Here is a 16,020-nt window from a genome sequence, read left to right as displayed (position 1 = left end):
TATATAAAAAAATAAACTTGTTATTATGTTAAACATCAAGAAAGCGACATTGCTTTTAGCACTTGCACTGCTGTGTGTCATAACGGCATCGGCTAAGCCAAGGACAAAAGCAGAAATGAAATTGCTCGCCAAACAGGCAATAAATGCCCATCTCGTGAAACAACATCGTGCACCGCGCATGGGTGAAGTATTTGAACTGAAAAACCAAAAGGCAACAATGGTGCTGGGATACAAGGAAGGCGGATTTGCCGTAGTATCCAAAGATGACCTTTTGCCGGAGGTGCTTGGTTACAGCGATACTAAATTCGATAAGAGTACAAGTAACGAGAACCTTAAATGGTGGCTCGAAGCGATGGACGAAACTGCTAAAATAATTGTAGCAAAAGGACAGCCAAGAAAACTGGTTGAACCTGACCCCACCAAATATAAAACGGAAGTTCCACCGTTGTGTACTACGAAATGGGGACAGGCAGTGCCATACAACAACTACTGTCCACCGGGAACAAACACCGGTTCGGGAGATGGTCATGACTATGGCAATGATACCGAACGTTGTGTGGTAGGATGTGTTGCAACGGCAATGGCACAAGTGCTTGCTCATAACAAATATCCAAAAAGCGGTGTCGGAACACACTCGGTTAATGTGAAACAAGATGGAGGACATGTGGCAACATTCACGGTGAACTTCGAAGAGGCAATATATGATTATGACAACATGCTCGATGAATACAAAGAAGGTAGTTACACCGAAACCGAAGGAAAAGCTGTTGCTTTGTTGAGTTATCACTGCGGCGTGGCATCCGACATGGAATACGGCCTCAGTGGTTCGGGAACATACACAGACAAAGCCGCGGACGGACTGCGACGCAATTTCGGAATACCTACCGCAACGTTCTATGACCGCAACCAAAGCGGAAAGAGCACGGAAGAGTGGATGGATCTCATATTCAACGAATTGAGCAACGATCGCCCGCTGATGTACGGCGGAGTGTCAAACTACGGTTGGCAGCAGGTTGGACACGAATTTGTATTCGACGGATACGACTCCACCGGAAAAGTAAGCGTTAACTGGGGATGGAACGGTGAAGGAGACGGTTACTATGATGTATCGCTGCTCGATGTTGAGAATTACGAATGGAAGTACTATCAAGACATGGTGATTGGTATAGAAGGAGGAACTCCCGTAGAACTCCAAAATATGGACATCACCATGGAACAAGCCGGAACCATGGCAAGCATGATTGCCGTAGATGACAGAACACTTTTGGGAGAACTGAAAGTTAAAGGAAACATCAACAGCAGCGACCTGAAACTGTTACGCGAGATGGCAGGCATAGACAACGAAGGTAACAAGACAAAAGGTAATATGTACCATCTCGACCTGTCGGATGCCCGTATTGTGGCAGGAGGCGAGCCATACTTGTTTGAGGACGGCAACGCATACACAACGGCAAACGACGAATTGCCATACAAGGCTTTCTACATGGCAAGCAAACTACGCACTCTGAAACTTCCGAAAACGATAAAGAAGATTGGCGATGGTGCCATCGCATTGCTCAACAGGTTGAGCGAACTTACACTCTCTGATGCAAGCGAGGGGCAGGAATATACCATTAACGGAAATGAAATATTATCAAATGACGGTACGGAACTCATTGCCGTAACACCTATCGCTACCGGCGAATATACCATACCTAACACCGTTACAAAAGTACACGCTTACGCTTTGGCAGGCTGTGCAAAACTCATAAAAGTAACGGTACCTGCAACGGTAGAGAGTCTTGGCAGGGAAGTTATGCGCAGTTGTATTTCGTTAAAAGAATTGCGATCGGAAAGCCGTACCGTGCCAACAGTAGGTGCAATGGCATTCGATGGTGTGAGCGATACACAGTGCAGACTCGTTATTCCGGCCGGCACAAAAGATCTTTATGGCAGAACCCAAGGTTGGAAGAAATTTACCAATGCCAAAGAATACGGCACCACAATCAAGCCAAGCAATGCAACACGCAAGTATGGTGAAGAGAATCCTCAAAGTTATGCTTATCAACTCTTGGGCGATTATGTTACGGGCAAGCCTGAAATATATACCGAAGCCACACCGGAGTCTCCGGTCGGAAGGTATCCCATACATGCCAAACCGGGAACAATCACTGCTCCGGACGTTACATACGAGGATGGTTACTTAATCATTACCAAAGCACTACTTACGGTAACCGTAGAGGAAGCAACGCGCAAACAATATGAGCAAGACCCGGAGTTTGTGCTACATTTCGAGGGATTTGTAAACGGAGAGGACGAGAGCGTGATAACGACACCGCCAACTGTTACAAGCAATGCCACATACGATAGTCCGGAGGGAGAATATGTACTTACCATTAGTGGTGGCGAGGCACAAAACTACAAGTTCAAATATATTCCCGGCAAACTCATCGTCAGCGGTATAGCCAGCGGCATTGAAGGTGTTACAGTCAGCGATGACGCACCGCGCGACATATACAATCTACAGGGACAACTCGTGCGCCGAGCTGCCACTTCTGTCAAAGGGTTGCCTGCCGGATTGTATGTCATTGAAGGAAGAAAGGTAATTGTGAAATAATACCACTGTCATTACATTTTCAAGTCGCAAGGGAGTATATGCTTCTTTGCGACTTTTATCATAAATCCCTCTCCTCAAAAAATAAATGTTTGTTGGAAATCAAGACGGATAAAAATTTACATCGTGATACCTTTCTTTAACCCAAATCGGTCATTATACCGCATTTGCTTAGATTTGCTATTGCCGTTACGCTTCCCAACTGCTTTAGCTCGCTTGCTGACATCTGCACAGCCATTACATCTCGACGTATCCCGCTACGCCTTCGATGAAACGGCTGTACATCTGCTCAACAATCGAACAAAATCGGTTGAGGGTTTTAATGACCGATTGGGGTTTAATCATGTGTCACATTTTATCAAGTTTAGGTATCGATTTTACTTCCAACCTACTGATTAAGTGGAATAAAAACAAGATCTGGCGACCGAAGGTTCGCATTAATATCATTTAACTACGTTTTGAGGTGAATTATTTTATAAAAAACTTGCTAATATGAGCTTTATTACATAATTTTGTCACATCACTATGATTAACTGCAGCATTTTGTTTTAAGGTGGCAGTCACATCTTTAGTGAAGTTTTAATTAACCATATCCTATAACTTTTAAACACTATTATTATGAAAGCTTTTGCAATGCTCGGACTAAACAAGGCCGGATGGATTGAGAAAGACAAACCATCATGTGGACCAATGGATGCAATTGTTAAGCCTGTTGCTGTGGCACCGTGTACGTCTGATGTACATACCGTATGGGAAGGGGCTATCGGAGATCGTAAGAACATGATTCTCGGTCACGAAGCAACCGGTGAGATTGTGGAAGTAGGTAATTTGGTAAAAGATTTCAAACCCGGAGACAGAGTGCTCGTTCCTGCCATTACCCCCGACTGGAATTCGCTTGAGGCACAGGCAGGCTCATCGATGCATTCAGGCGGAATGCTGGCAGGTTGGAAATTCTCTAATTTCAAGGATGGTGTGTTCGGTGAGTATTTCCATGTAAATGATGCAGATGGCAACCTTGCACTGATACCGGAAGGCATCGATCCGGTAGAGGCCACCATGCTTTCCGATATGGTTCCGACAGGTTTCCATGGTGTTGAACTTGCCGATGTAAAATTCGGCGACGTGGTGCTCGTCATCGGCATCGGTCCCGTAGGATTGATGTCGGTTGCCGGAGCGGCTCTTGCCGGAGCATCTTTCATATATGCAGTAGGCAGCAGACCTGTATGCGCGAAGGCAGCAAAGGCGTATGGCGCGTCAGAGATAATAGACTATCACAACGGTTCCATTGCCGAGCAGATAATGAAACTGACCAACGGCAAGGGCGTTGACCGCGTAATTATAGCCGGAGGTACCGTTGACACCTTTGCCGAAGCCGTGTCCGTACTCAAACCCGGTGGGACGATAGGCAACGTAAACTATCTTGGCAGCGGCGAGTTCGTGAGAATTCCACGTGTAGAATGGGGAGTAGGCATGGGACACAAGTCTATCAAAGGCGGCTTGATGCCCGGTGGACGACTGCGCATGGAGAAACTGGCACGACTCGTTTCTGCCGGACGTCTCAATCTCTCACACCTCATTACCCACCGCTTCAACGGATTTGAACACATGGAAGAGGCTCTCATGCTTATGAAGGACAAACCGAGAGACCTCATAAAACCGGTGGTGATAATTACCGAAGACTTGATGAAATAAGTTTTCGACAAAATACGAGATGCGGGATAATATTCCCGTTTATGCTAAATAGGTATGTAGAGACAATAAAAAAATGATCATTTATTTTAAATCACAATTATAGTGTTTTATATCGGATGCTTACTCTCAAATACCGGCTCTTTTCCGATGTCATGTGTAGAAATTTCGATTATCCGGTTTAGTGAGTCGGGAAGTGCAGAGTTATAAAGGCAAAAAGAAAGAGGGGGCATTGGTTGATGCCCCCTCCGTAATTAAAACACTGTAAGCGTTGAAACTATCTATGTTTCAGGATTAAAAACTTCTCTTATCCGTTGTCTTATTACTTAACATTTTTATAGAATTCTTGCTCACATGAAAACCGTTCGTCAGTCGTTCCATACATCGCGATGTACAAGTTCCAACTCATCATCTTCCATGTCCTCATCAAAGAAATCGTTGTTCTGCTTTGAATCTGCATGGTCGTTCCAACTTCCTCCGAGAATAGATTTCTGACAAGCAGCGTAAATCACTTCAATCAAAGGTTTTATATATATCTTTTTCATACGGCAATCCTCCATTATTTTACAATGATTTTCTTTCCATTAACAATATATACTCCGGCAGGCAATGTGATAGTACGCGTTTCGCCGGCATTCATGGATAGGCGATTGACCGTTGTACCATCGGTGCTTAATACCTTAATCTGTCTATCGGTTGTCGTTGTAAATGTCAGTGAGCCCCTGCCTGCGATTATTGCCAGGTCAGGTTTCTCGGTAACCTCACCGATACCCGTGGAAAGATCGTTTTCACCATAGAGCACGTTGAACGCTTTCATAATCTTGGCACCTAAGCCACCCGAATACTTATAATAACTACGGAACGGATAGACGTACACATACTGTAAACTCGAATGCAGATTCTTCGAATTCAGATACATGTTGCCGGAGAAGTAGAAAATCTGCTCATCCTTATTCACTTTCTTTCCAGAGTATGAGCCATAGTTCGTGAAGTTGTATGTGCTGCCTGCTATGGTACCTGTTGCCGACTCTCCCTTAAAGGTATAATCGCTTTCCATGTTACTGTTCTTGGTAGAGATTACCTCTGCACCATACTGTGTAGCAATGAACGAGATTGCATTGTCGGTTGGAGCCTTTAGCACTTTTACCATATAAGGCACATTAGCCTCAGTCTTTGACTCGGTTATAGGAGAGAAATAGGCATTACCGATATAGTTGAGCGGAGTGTTATCGTCCGATTCTGCTATAGCCAAGCAGTTGCTGGCATTCATCTTACTCACAGTGAATGAGCATAGACCGTCCCTGTTGGTATGTGTACCTACTTGCAAATCCAAAGCGAACGGTAGGATTAACGTAGCATTGGCCACCTTGCCGTTCTTCGGGATGGTTATTTGTCGAGTGTAAGTAGCGTAGTTCTCGGCCGGCACCGTAATCTTATAAGGAGAATAGAACGGTTGGCGGTCGGTAATTACTATATTCCGACATGAGAGGAAAGCACCGCTCAATTTCTTTTGGATATAGTTGTCCTCGTTAAAACTTGAGCGTACCGGGAAGAATATCAAGCAGTTCGGATTGAGTTCGGCCTTCATCGCGTCCATTTCTGTTTTTTCAGGAATATGGACGGAGTAGAGGTTGGTGTAGTCGAGGTAGAGCACCTGCTTACCTGTAGCCCCCGCGCCGGCTAGTTCATTTATAAGTGCCTGTTTCATCATCGGCACAGTGAGATAAGCACTTTCGCTCGGGATCTCAGCACCGGTATTGGCATCCAATGCCTTGAACACACCGCCATACATCGGCAGATCGGCTTCGGCACCGTTGTTGTAGCAAGTAGTGTTATAGAGTTTGGTCAGTTCACACTTGGCCACATAGTCCTTAGTCTCCAATTTCAGATCCATCAGATAGTATGCGTAGTATCTATGCTCCCATGCCGTAGTAGGCGCAATGTTCCAGCGCGTTTCGTCGGAAGTGAAGAGATAACAGGGCTTCTCTTGATTCACAGCAAGCACAATATTGCTTGAGAAAGAGCCACCCTGATTCATGTAGAGAGCCTCAGAATAGGGATACTCTTCCAATGTCGTGGTGCCGCCTGATGTGTTGCTCGGGTCAAGTTCGTCAATGTTGCTATACTTGAATGGCTTGTCGCCACACATCTCACTATGAATCTTGTCAGCTGCCGGTTCGTTTCCTGTCGTGCTGTACTGCTGGCCATTGTATGTATTATAATAAGGTGACTTCACGAAGAAGTAACGGGCATGATGTGGGTCTGCATTGCCATAGGTATTATCGCCATACTTGCTGTACAGATTCTCGAAAGTGAAGCGGCACTTCTGCTCGCCACCGCCGAAGAAATCCTGCGGCACATAGAAGATAAACTTACCGCCCGACACCTGAAAGTCGTTGCTGGTAAACTGTTGCATCAACGTAGGGCCATTCTCTGCCAACGAGTGGCATACGATGTCGATAGAGTTGATGAATGGGTTGAGTGCCTCAAGGGTGAGTTCGAAAGTGATGAGTGCCTTGGTGCCCTCTTCCAATCCTTCAACTTGGAACTTGATGGCATCGTTGTTAAGGTTTGTCAGTACTACTTCGCTATCATCGCCCTCAGTAACATTTACCGTTTGGGTCACATTGTCCTTATTGGTCTTGTATATCTTCAAGGTATAGGGCGAAGGCTTAAAGGCCGGGTTCAGGACATTATTGTTAGGTGAAGGATTCCATGTTGCAGCATTGGCATCCGAAGTTGTCAACTGAGGATTGTTTGCATCTGTATGTACTAAGAACAAACTACCATACTTAATGTGGTTTCCGCTAATAGAAAAAGTAGAAGCTTGGTTCGCATCGGTTGTACTATATACATAATAGATGTCTCCTGCTTTATGAACATAAAGATAATGATAAGAAGACCAAGAATTTTGCCTATTGCGCAACTTACCATCTGCGGTAAATTCCCAGGAACCTTGACTACGTCCCCATGTTGCATCTCGCCTTAAATATGAAGAGCCAAACCTGATGTCTCCACTTACTGATTGCCCATCACCATTTTCATTGACATACTGAGAACCAGCCTCCGTGCCATAATGGTATTTTATCTTGGCACCTGTGATGCGGTAGCCCAATGGAATATTGGTTCCGTCTTGTGATTTGGTTGATGTAGGCGTTTCTATATAATAGGTGTTGTTGCCTAAAGCGTAATAGAGTTTGTTGTCGTTCTTCAGAGCCTGAATAGAACCACTGCCTGCTGTTGCCGGCAGTTTCTTGTCAGCTGTCACCGCATCTTCTTGATAGAGCCAGTTCTGAGCCGTCAACTCCTTTACATTATTAAAGTTGTAACTATAGAAAGTTTTTCCGTTCTTTGTATGAGGCTTAATCTCACCCAAGTCGAGTTTGCTGGTCATGAAAGCAGACCCAACCATATTCACCCCCTCGCTAATGATGTTAGTCGGCTTGCCGGGGTTGACGCTTGCGTCGAATGCTCCTTCAGCCGTAAAGTAAAGTTCACACGACTTCATCGTAACTGCATAAAAGCCTGCCACCGTATGATGCATCAAGAAATAGAGATTATTGCCCATGTCGGTTTCTGTCATGCTGGTGCGCTCAATCACATATTCTTTCGCTTCGTTCTGAGCAGGCATATTGTCAGTCTTCTTCTTATAATTATTAAAGTCGAAGTTTTCGTCTGTCTCATAGAAAACCTTGTCCATTCCGGTTACATTCAATCCGCCAATGCTTTCACCATTCTTATTATTTAATAATACGATGCGATAACCTGTAAAGCGATAGCCCTTTGGCAGCGAGATACCCATGTGGAACTCCGTAGTAAGAGGAGAACCCGACATGAGTACATAGAGATTCTGAGTGACATCCAAGATAATGTCACCCGCAGGATCTTTCAACACCCCGCTCTCCGTAATTAGATTCTTATCCGACACCGTGAGTGTCAGAGGCAGTTGGTTGTGCCGCCACAGTGAACTCCAGCCATTCTGGAATCCTATTTCACCGTCATAGGTGAGACCGGCCACCAATTTTCCCGATGAAGGGCTGATGGTCACGTTTTGTGCATGTGTTGTCAAGCACAGTGCAAATAATATAAAGACGAGTGTCAGTATCTTTTTGCATGTGGATTTTGACTTAAATGTTTGATGATTATTCATAGTTAAAGTTTTTATTATTTGTTAAAAAATTGGCATATTGTCCACATCTAACTCGTACGTTTCCATGTATGCGATACTCAAGCGTTCGTTTAAACTATTGTTGCCAGATTTCCTTACCCTTATGGATATGTGCGTGATGAGATGTTCATTGGATTGAGTGAAATTGATGGTATCGTCTTCTATCTGCTTGGCGGTAATCTTGCTCGTTGGGAAAGGTTCTGCATCATATCTGTTTTATATACTTACTTTCTTTATTTCCTTTTTTATTTCGTATTTTATTTTTTAATCATGAGTGTATATTCATTAAATTGATAATTAGTCCTTGCGGATATATCTGATTTTACTGCAAAATTAATATGTTTACAAACAGGAAAGAAGTAAACCGGGGCACAAACAGACGCAATAATAATTGAAAAACAGTCGCAAAATGTCGCAAAAAACTCGATATTTATAACAAACGAGAGTCGTTTGGTAATAAAAATGCGAGATTCGGCTTGATAATTTATGTGATTTTTCTTACCTTTGTAAAAGATAACTTATGCTTTGACAATTTGTAACAAACTGTCATTGCTCTTGTAAGTTTTATCTTTTTAATCCAAATAAAGAATAAAATAATGAAAGAGTTTCCCCCTGTTGCTTTGTTCAAGAAATTTGTCAATGAGCGCAGTCACAACAAAAAAGAACACATCCGCCTGCTGGTGTTCATGACAGGTTCGTTGGAGATTATCTCCATCATGATTCTGCACCTCATAGGTTTCATCGGTTTGGAACTACCCGTATTGCGGCTTATCTCATGTTTGTCACTCTTGATTTCCCTCGTTTTCATCGTACTTTATCTGAACAAGTGGATTTTACTGATACGGGCTTTTTTTACCTATTCTATTATAGCGCAAATACTGGAATCCGTCCGTATAGTCTATCTTGTCATCGCTTGTCCGCCGGACTATGAGACTATGGTGGTGTGTAACCATATAGGTTCATACTCCATCCTGCTCTATCTCGCCTTGGGTTTTGTTCCACGAGCCTCGTTCTATGTTTTGGTTATGGGTCTTGGCAGCCTCTTTTTTACCGCATTTTACGGTGAGGGAGCCATCGATCCACAATTTGTCATACTGTTTTTAGTGCTCAATATCAGTACATATTTGCTTTCTGTCATCATCCAACACGGTGTACGCGATATGCAGCGAGAAAAGAATAGTTTTAAATCTTTTCGAACCAATATCCTGCGGACACTCCACATCACGCAGGAGGAACTGGATGCTTTTCTCGAATTATGCGAAGACCGGAAACCGTATGAAAAGTATGAACCACTTCTCTTCGGGCTGCTTGATGAGCGAAAGAAGCATAACTTCCTTCGGGCAGTGGATAAATTGCAGAAGAAACACGCTGCCGAACAGCAAGACTTCGCTCGTAAGTTTCCCATGCTTTCCAAAGTGGAATTGGAAATATGTCGATTGGTTGCTTATGGTAAACCGGTAAGTGAAATAGCCATCATCACAGGAAAATCCATCAGCAACGTAAGTACGGTGCGTGGAAACATACGTAAGAAACTCGGCTTAGATAGGAACACAGATCTCCGTGCGTTCCTTGTGAAAGATGATAAAGAGAAGAATTCAGAGGTTTAGGGCAGAGCCGAAAAAGCGAAAAGTGGTTCGATTCAGGATAAGAATACTTTCAAAATAGTTCTAATTGTCCCGACTTTCCCACATGCACCGGCAATGTCTTCGGTTTGTTGTCGAAGAAACAATATCAAGTAAGTGCCGAGCATTTCATTCATGATGAAATTATGAACAAACCCGTGCCGTAAATGAATGAGGTTTGCCTTGTTCTTTGACGGTTATTTTATACACTCGATGATGTATATTTCGCGTAGCATTATCTTGTTCCACATTGGCATTAGTTTTTTCTTCATGTTTGCTTTCAAACCATTCACAAGATACACCCCTTGGTCGAACAGCGTATAGAACAGTCCTTGCTTTATATACCTTCTGTCAGCAAACACTTTTCCACAAAGTTCCTTTGTAAACACACTCCATACTCGTTCATCTCCGGCATCAACATTAACACCTGTGAGACAAGACGTTATCACCTCTCCGGAATCGTTGCAAATCAAGTGGAGTTTGAAACCGTGACACCGACCCATTGTACCCTTTCCATTCTTTGCAAAATCTGAAAAGACATTATTGAAATAACGTCTTATATTGTGGAAAACCGTTATCATGGTACCGATAACAAATGTTATGCCCGAACATTTACCGAAAGCATAAAGTTTCATGAACATCACCATCTTGAAAAACACACAAGGCATGATTAAGATACGGGCAATCCATAAATACAATTTGTGCAAGATTTGCACGTCCTTAAAATGAGGTTTATTTCCCAAAGATGTTACTCACACGTTTACCTATGCTTTCTCATTCGCGCCGGTCTGTTATTTTGCAGCAATCCGAGGCAAGGAAACGGAGAGATAGACGACCAATTCGGATAAACAAATAAATGGGACGGAAATTAGGTTTATCCGTCCCTTCTGTTTTTAACTATACTTAAATCGTGTGTTATTTCTTTTCCGGTGCTGCCTCTTTCTGTTCGCTTTGTGCAGCCGGTACAGCCTGCTGTTTGCTTGTTCCGAAACCTTGAACGTTGTTCGGATTAGTCTGCGGAGCCTGTGTCTGCGTGTTCTCCAGCACACTTTGTTCGCCGGCAGCCTTTGGTGCCGTCCATGCGCACACGATGCTGAACAGGACCATGCCTATCGCGAGTCCCCATGTTGCTTTCTCAATGAAATCGGTAGTCTTGCGAACGCCCATGATTGCGTTCGACGAAGAGAAGTTGGAGGCAAGCCCTCCGCCCTTTGATTCCTGTATAAGTACTATGCCGATCATGAGTACTGCGGCAAGGATAATGAGTACCAAGAATAATGTGTAAATCATCTTTTTTACTGCTTTTTATATTTATTGTTTATTATCAATTTCTCCAAGAATCGGATTTGGTCTGCAAAGTAAACATTTTTTTTTGGAAAATTCAAATTTAAACGCTTAATAATTTCCAAAGCTTTTGAATATTGCCCTTGTTTTATGTAAATACGTGCCAATGTCTCCGTAAAATAACTTTCTTCCGGATCGTTTCCTGCATTTTCTTCTTCCGTATCTCCGAGAAGTTCGTAGTCAGGAATTTCTTGCAGTTCAATCTTGCCGTTATTAACGTCGATGAACTCGTCTATGAGTTCCTGTCCTTTCATCTGCGGTGCCGTCGTTGCGACTTTCTTTTCCTCGTCGCCCTCCGTATCCATAAGATATGCCGCATAGTCCACTGTCGCATCTACCGGTGTCGGTCTGCGTCTTTTTTCCTCTTCTCCCTCCTTTTCTTTCGGCAGCGAGTCAAGAAACTTGTCTATCAGCGACAATGTTCGGTCGCCTCTCTTGCCGTCATCTACGTTTTCTGTTTCCTTTTTGTCGTCTTTGTCATCACTTCTCAATCTGTAGTGTGCCGCTTCCACGAGATTGAATATCACCCTTCTGTCGGTAACATATATTGCCGCCCTGCGCAGTTCTTCATCGAAAGTAGGGTCATGCAACAAATAAAGGTTTTGCAGCATCAACAGTCTTGCCGTCTGGTAGTATGGATACAAGGCGAGCATGGAGCGCAAGTCGTAAAGCGTTTCCTTGTCCATCAGTTCCGGATGTTTTATAAGTTGCCCTATGTCCATATAGTTGTCATTGATATGTTTTATTTACCATTGCGCCACCGTTGCATTGAAAATTTGGTCTGTCAGTTCCTTGCACATCTGCGTAACGAGTTCTTCCTGTACCGAGTTGAGACTCTGTGTCGTCTCGTATGTCGATGCGGCAGTAAACTGTCTTTCAAAGTCTTCGGCATGGTTGGTGTTGTTGGTGAATCTTACGTTTACCGTAATTGACAATTCTGTTTGTGCCGAGTATCCTTCCGACGATACCGACTTGTTTCGCTGACTGTAATTTATAATCTCCCCCTCAATCTTCATGTCGCCGTTGCGTTTTACCTGTACCAGTCTTGTATGGTTGGCAAACTGGTCTTTCAAGCGATTGTTGAAAATGCTCGACATCGGTCCCCAAACATAACTTGAGCGTATCGGGAAATCTGCTATCTGTATTGTCTTTACTTTGGTGTAGTCTATGCTTGCCCCGTTGAATTTGTACGACACGTTGCATGCCGTCAGCGACAACACTGCTGCAATCACCATCACACATAATGTCGCCACGCCTTTTCCAACGTAATTTCCGATCATCTTTCTTATGAATGTTCCCATATCGTTGCCCCCGGTTCTATTCCAGTCCGTACTGTCTTATCCTTCTGTACAGTGTACGATCCGATATTCCGAGTTCCGCCGCCGCCTTCTTACGGTTGCCTCCGTTCCTTTTGAGAGCCTTCTCCACCATCTGCCTGCCCATGTCGCTAAGGTTCAGTGTCTCCGGTTCTCTTATCTCCTCCGCCACGGCATCTTGCACGCTCGGTGTCTGCGGTATCCTTGTCTCGTCTGCCTGTCGGTATATTGCCGGCATCTGCGTATCTCCCGTCATCACTGCCGGCTGACTTGTCGCGTCAAGTTGCTTTCTCAGGTTGTTCATGTCTCGTCTTAAATCAGACACATTGCCCCGCAGTTCGTACAGAATTTTGTACAGAATTTCCCGTTCGTTCTCGTACGAGGTACTCCCGCCGTTGTCAATCTTGGCAAGTTGTGTGCTCTCTTGATCCTGCGGAATAAACTTCTGCAAGTCTTGTGCCGTAACCTCCCGTCTCTCGCTCAGTATCGACATCTGCTCGGTAATGTTCTTCAGTTGCCTTACGTTGCCCGGCCATTTATATTTCAGCATTATCTGCTGCGCCTCTTCCGTTAGCGTAATCTTCGGCAAACGGTATTTCTCTGCCATCAACATTGCGAACAGGCGGAACAGCAACAATATGTCTTCTCCGCGATCTCTTAGCGGCGGCATCTGTATCGGTATCGTGTTCAGACGATAATAAAGATCTTCGCGGAAGCGTCCTTCGCTTATCGCTTTGTGCATGTTAACATTCGTTGCAGCCACTATGCGCACATCGGTCTTCATTACTTTTTGTCCCCCCACGCGCAGATATTCGCCCGTCTCCAACACTCGCAACAGTCGTGCCTGCGTTGCCAGCGGCAGTTCGCCCACCTCGTCGAGAAACAGTGTACCTTTGTTTGCAATGCCGAAATATCCTTCTCTCTCTCCTATGGCACCGGTAAACGAGCCTTTTTCGTGCCCGAACAATTCCGAGTCGATGGTGCCTTCGGGTATCGAACCGCAGTTTATCGCGAAATATTCCCCGCGTTTCCGCGGCGACCTGTCATGTATCAGCCTCGGTATTATCTCCTTGCCCACTCCGCTCTCGCCAACTATGAGTACGCTCAAGTCCGTCGGCGCCACCTGCAAGGCCACGTCAAGTGCACGGTTCAGGGCATCGCAGTTACCTACTATGCTATACCGCTGCTTTATGTTTTGAAGTTCCGAAGTGTTCATTTTGAGTTGACAAAATTACATATATTTTTCCACATAACTGCAATTTTGGCAGAAAACTTGATTTATTTAACGAAATATATTACCTTTGCACGCAGAAAACAATGCGGCACAAACCTGTGGGTTTACCGTGACCGGATTGTTTTAAAATATTTATACTTATTAACAACAACGAATTGTAAAATGGAAAAAACTCTCGTTCTTTTGAAACCAAGTTGCGTTCAGCGTCAACTTATCGGTGAGATACTCAACCGCTTCGAACGTCGCGGACTGCGCGTTGCGGGATTGAAGATGATGCAACTCGATGATGCCATACTGCGCGAGCACTATGCTCATCTTGCCGACAAACCGTTCTTTCCGGTGCTGGCAGCGTCTATGCAGGCATCGCCGGTAGTGGCACTGGCACTTGAGGGCATCGATGCCGTGCAAGTGGTGCGCGCCATGACCGGTGCCACCAACGGCCGTGCAGCCGCCCCCGGCACGATACGCGGCGACTACTCGATGAGCAACCAGCAGAACATAGTTCATGCTTCCGACTCTCCCGAGAATGCCGTCATCGAACTGAAACGTTTCTTCCGCGAGGAGGAAATATTCGAATACACCTCCGGTGCGCGCGAATATATCTACGGTGCAGACGAGTGCTAAACAAAGAGTACGATTACAATCAGAATCGATTACGGGCGGAGGAATATTTTTCCAACGCCCGTTTTATTTGCCGTATTGAAACTACGGGAAAGCAAATCAGGCGAAATTACCGACCAATTTCAGCGAATTTGAAATTCAATTTGGGCGGTTTTGCAAAACAATTTCAGCTGTTTCGAATAGTGATGCGGTAATTTTTGTCGTGTAGGAGTCAAGTAAGTATTCAAAATTAAACCCAAATCGGTCATTAGACCGCATTTGCTTAGATTTGCTATTGCCGTTACGCTTCCCTACTGCTTTAGCCCGCTTGCTGACATCTGCTTCTGTAAATTATTGAAAAACAACGCTTTTGCAGAATTTTCATTAATTTCCTCTCCCTTTCCCCACTTTTATGAGCAACATTCCGATTGCTGTCCAAAACAGTTCGCGCAACCGTACTATGAGAGCGACGAATATTCCGGCAGAAGTGGTTAGTGCAAGTCCGGAGGTTGACATCATAAAACCTCCCTCGCGCCCTCCAATCTGCAACGGCATAAAGAACAACAAGTTGGCAAACAGACTGGTAAATGCGAGTATCAACACGCATTGCAGATAATTTACCGACGGCATTATTAAAAGCAAAATGAAAAATATCTCAAGTGCCGAAGCCAAACGGCACGCAAGTTCGAGCGACAGCGCGCCCCAAAAAGTGCGGGGGTTCTGCTTGTGCAGTGCCGCAATCTGCCTGTCAACGTTGTCTAGTTCTTCATGATGAGCGTCGATGAAACGCCGTGCGCGGTGTTTTGCTCCGGGAATACGACTCAGGAAAGCAAGGGAGCGGTTGGCAAGTCCCTTACGATAGCCTTTCATAAAAAACCATATACCAAGAGCGCAGAATGCCGTTACGGCTGCGAGTACGGCCGCCATGAATGGTGTAATCGGCTCGGTGACAACGTAAATAGCCACCGAAATCAGCCAAAACCAGAAATGACTGAATATGTGTGTCATAGTGTGCAGTATCACCGACGACGATGCCCGCTCGGCGCCTATGTACGGCGATAGTTCCATTATGCGGTAAGGTTCGCCGCCCATCAGTCCTCCGGGGGTGGCGTAGTTCAGTGCGAAGCCCGACACCATTACCTTGTACAGCCACAGATAGGAGATTTTTTGTTGTACGCCTGAAGTTCTCTCTCCGCTTTTCTCGTAAACGCTCTTTTGCCCGAGCGGTGCGGAATGTTCGGAATCTAAAGACCGCGCGGTACTTTTGATAATGACATACCACGCGGTGGTATTGAAGAAATACAGGAAAAACCACAGTGCAAGTACCGCGAGAAACCAATAGCCCGCATGCCTGAGTCCTTCCCATACCTGCTCAAAGTCGAGTTGAGTTATCATCAACCCTAGCAGGAGTAATCCGAAGATGAAGAACCCGTTTTGATACTTCTTTTTCATTC

The 16,020-nt window shown here is 44.8% G+C and carries 12 protein-coding genes and 1 pseudogene; 5 read left to right on the top strand and 8 right to left on the bottom strand.

The window, feature by feature from the left end; all coding sequences use genetic code 11:
* The first annotated feature begins 25 nt into the window (after positions 1 to 25).
* The 3 genes from EII32_RS01775 (at position 26) to EII32_RS01765 (ending at position 4,285) form a co-directional block, all read left to right on the top strand.
* Positions 26 to 2,596 (top strand): C10 family peptidase, encoded by a 2,571-nt coding sequence (locus EII32_RS01775; RefSeq protein ID WP_125233742.1) that lies wholly within the window; start codon positions 26 to 28, stop codon positions 2,594 to 2,596.
* Positions 2,597 to 2,770: 174 nt separating this feature from the next.
* Positions 2,771 to 2,992, top strand: a complete 222-nt coding sequence (locus EII32_RS01770) for a hypothetical protein (RefSeq protein WP_125233741.1) — start codon at positions 2,771 to 2,773, stop codon at positions 2,990 to 2,992.
* A gap of 219 nt (positions 2,993 to 3,211) precedes the next feature.
* A complete protein-coding gene (locus tag EII32_RS01765) occupies positions 3,212 to 4,285 on the top strand; it encodes an NAD(P)-dependent alcohol dehydrogenase (RefSeq protein ID WP_125233740.1) in 1,074 nt (357 codons plus the stop codon).
* A gap of 365 nt (positions 4,286 to 4,650) precedes the next feature.
* Here EII32_RS01765 and EII32_RS12020 read toward each other — a convergent pair whose 3' ends face one another.
* Complete coding sequence (locus tag EII32_RS12020) at positions 4,651 to 4,827, bottom strand: hypothetical protein (protein WP_158611100.1); 177 nt, start codon at positions 4,825 to 4,827, stop codon at positions 4,651 to 4,653.
* A gap of 14 nt (positions 4,828 to 4,841) precedes the next feature.
* Positions 4,842 to 8,432 carry a hypothetical protein gene (locus tag EII32_RS01760; RefSeq protein WP_199741376.1) on the bottom strand — a complete coding sequence of 1,197 codons (3,591 nt, stop codon included), beginning with the start codon at positions 8,430 to 8,432 and terminating at the stop codon, positions 4,842 to 4,844.
* A gap of 614 nt (positions 8,433 to 9,046) precedes the next feature.
* Between EII32_RS01760 and EII32_RS01755 the strand changes: the two genes are divergently transcribed.
* Entirely contained in the window at positions 9,047 to 10,057 is a 1,011-nt protein-coding gene (locus EII32_RS01755) for a helix-turn-helix transcriptional regulator (protein WP_125233739.1), read from the top strand.
* Positions 10,058 to 10,106: 49 nt separating this feature from the next.
* Here the strand turns inward: EII32_RS01755 and EII32_RS01750 are convergent.
* The 5 genes and pseudogenes from EII32_RS01750 to EII32_RS01730 form a co-directional block, all read right to left on the bottom strand.
* Positions 10,107 to 10,743, bottom strand: a pseudogene (locus tag EII32_RS01750) (transposase); the annotation flags it as partial.
* Positions 10,744 to 10,987: 244 nt separating this feature from the next.
* Positions 10,988 to 11,359 (bottom strand): preprotein translocase subunit SecG, encoded by a 372-nt coding sequence (gene secG, locus EII32_RS01745; protein ID WP_410524557.1) that lies wholly within the window; start codon positions 11,357 to 11,359, stop codon positions 10,988 to 10,990.
* Positions 11,360 to 11,367: 8 nt separating this feature from the next.
* Positions 11,368 to 12,138: a tetratricopeptide repeat protein gene (locus tag EII32_RS01740; RefSeq protein ID WP_125233737.1), complete on the bottom strand. Its 771-nt coding sequence runs from the start codon at positions 12,136 to 12,138 to the stop codon at positions 11,368 to 11,370.
* Between the two features lie 24 nt (positions 12,139 to 12,162).
* On the bottom strand, positions 12,163 to 12,651 hold the full coding sequence (locus tag EII32_RS01735) for an LptE family protein (protein ID WP_233582287.1): 489 nt from the start codon (positions 12,649 to 12,651) through the stop codon (positions 12,163 to 12,165).
* Between the two features lie 82 nt (positions 12,652 to 12,733).
* Positions 12,734 to 13,948, bottom strand: coding sequence for a sigma-54 interaction domain-containing protein (locus EII32_RS01730; protein ID WP_125233736.1), 1,215 nt, complete (start codon positions 13,946 to 13,948; stop codon positions 12,734 to 12,736).
* Between the two features lie 180 nt (positions 13,949 to 14,128).
* Here EII32_RS01730 and ndk point away from each other — a divergent pair, with 180 nt between their 5' ends.
* Positions 14,129 to 14,590, top strand: coding sequence for a nucleoside-diphosphate kinase (gene ndk, locus EII32_RS01725; protein WP_125233735.1), 462 nt, complete (start codon positions 14,129 to 14,131; stop codon positions 14,588 to 14,590).
* Positions 14,591 to 14,950: 360 nt separating this feature from the next.
* Here the strand turns inward: ndk and EII32_RS01720 are convergent, their stop codons facing one another.
* Positions 14,951 to 16,018: a lysylphosphatidylglycerol synthase transmembrane domain-containing protein gene (locus EII32_RS01720; protein WP_125233734.1), complete on the bottom strand. Its 1,068-nt coding sequence runs from the start codon at positions 16,016 to 16,018 to the stop codon at positions 14,951 to 14,953.
* Positions 16,019 to 16,020: the final 2 nt, after the last annotated feature.

The sequence above is a fragment of the Prevotella sp. OH937_COT-195 genome (assembly GCF_003932845.1).
Taxonomy (GTDB): domain Bacteria; phylum Bacteroidota; class Bacteroidia; order Bacteroidales; family Bacteroidaceae; genus Prevotella.
This window is presented reverse-complemented; position numbering and strand designations above follow the sequence as displayed.

Coding starts and splice junctions, on each gene's coding strand:
- EII32_RS01775 (WP_125233742.1), top strand. CDS start 26: ATGTTAAACATCAAGAAAGCGACATTGCTTTTAGCACTTGCACTGCTG.
- EII32_RS01765 (WP_125233740.1), top strand. CDS start 3,212: ATGAAAGCTTTTGCAATGCTCGGACTAAACAAGGCCGGATGGATTGAG.
- EII32_RS12020 (WP_158611100.1), bottom strand. CDS start 4,827: ATGAAAAAGATATATATAAAACCTTTGATTGAAGTGATTTACGCTGCT.
- EII32_RS01760 (WP_199741376.1), bottom strand. CDS start 8,432: ATGAATAATCATCAAACATTTAAGTCAAAATCCACATGCAAAAAGATA.
- EII32_RS01755 (WP_125233739.1), top strand. CDS start 9,047: ATGAAAGAGTTTCCCCCTGTTGCTTTGTTCAAGAAATTTGTCAATGAG.
- EII32_RS01740 (WP_125233737.1), bottom strand. CDS start 12,138: ATGGACATAGGGCAACTTATAAAACATCCGGAACTGATGGACAAGGAA.
- EII32_RS01735 (WP_233582287.1), bottom strand. CDS start 12,651: ATGGTGATTGCAGCAGTGTTGTCGCTGACGGCATGCAACGTGTCGTAC.
- EII32_RS01730 (WP_125233736.1), bottom strand. CDS start 13,948: ATGAACACTTCGGAACTTCAAAACATAAAGCAGCGGTATAGCATAGTA.
- ndk (WP_125233735.1), top strand. CDS start 14,129: ATGGAAAAAACTCTCGTTCTTTTGAAACCAAGTTGCGTTCAGCGTCAA.
- EII32_RS01720 (WP_125233734.1), bottom strand. CDS start 16,018: ATGAAAAAGAAGTATCAAAACGGGTTCTTCATCTTCGGATTACTCCTG.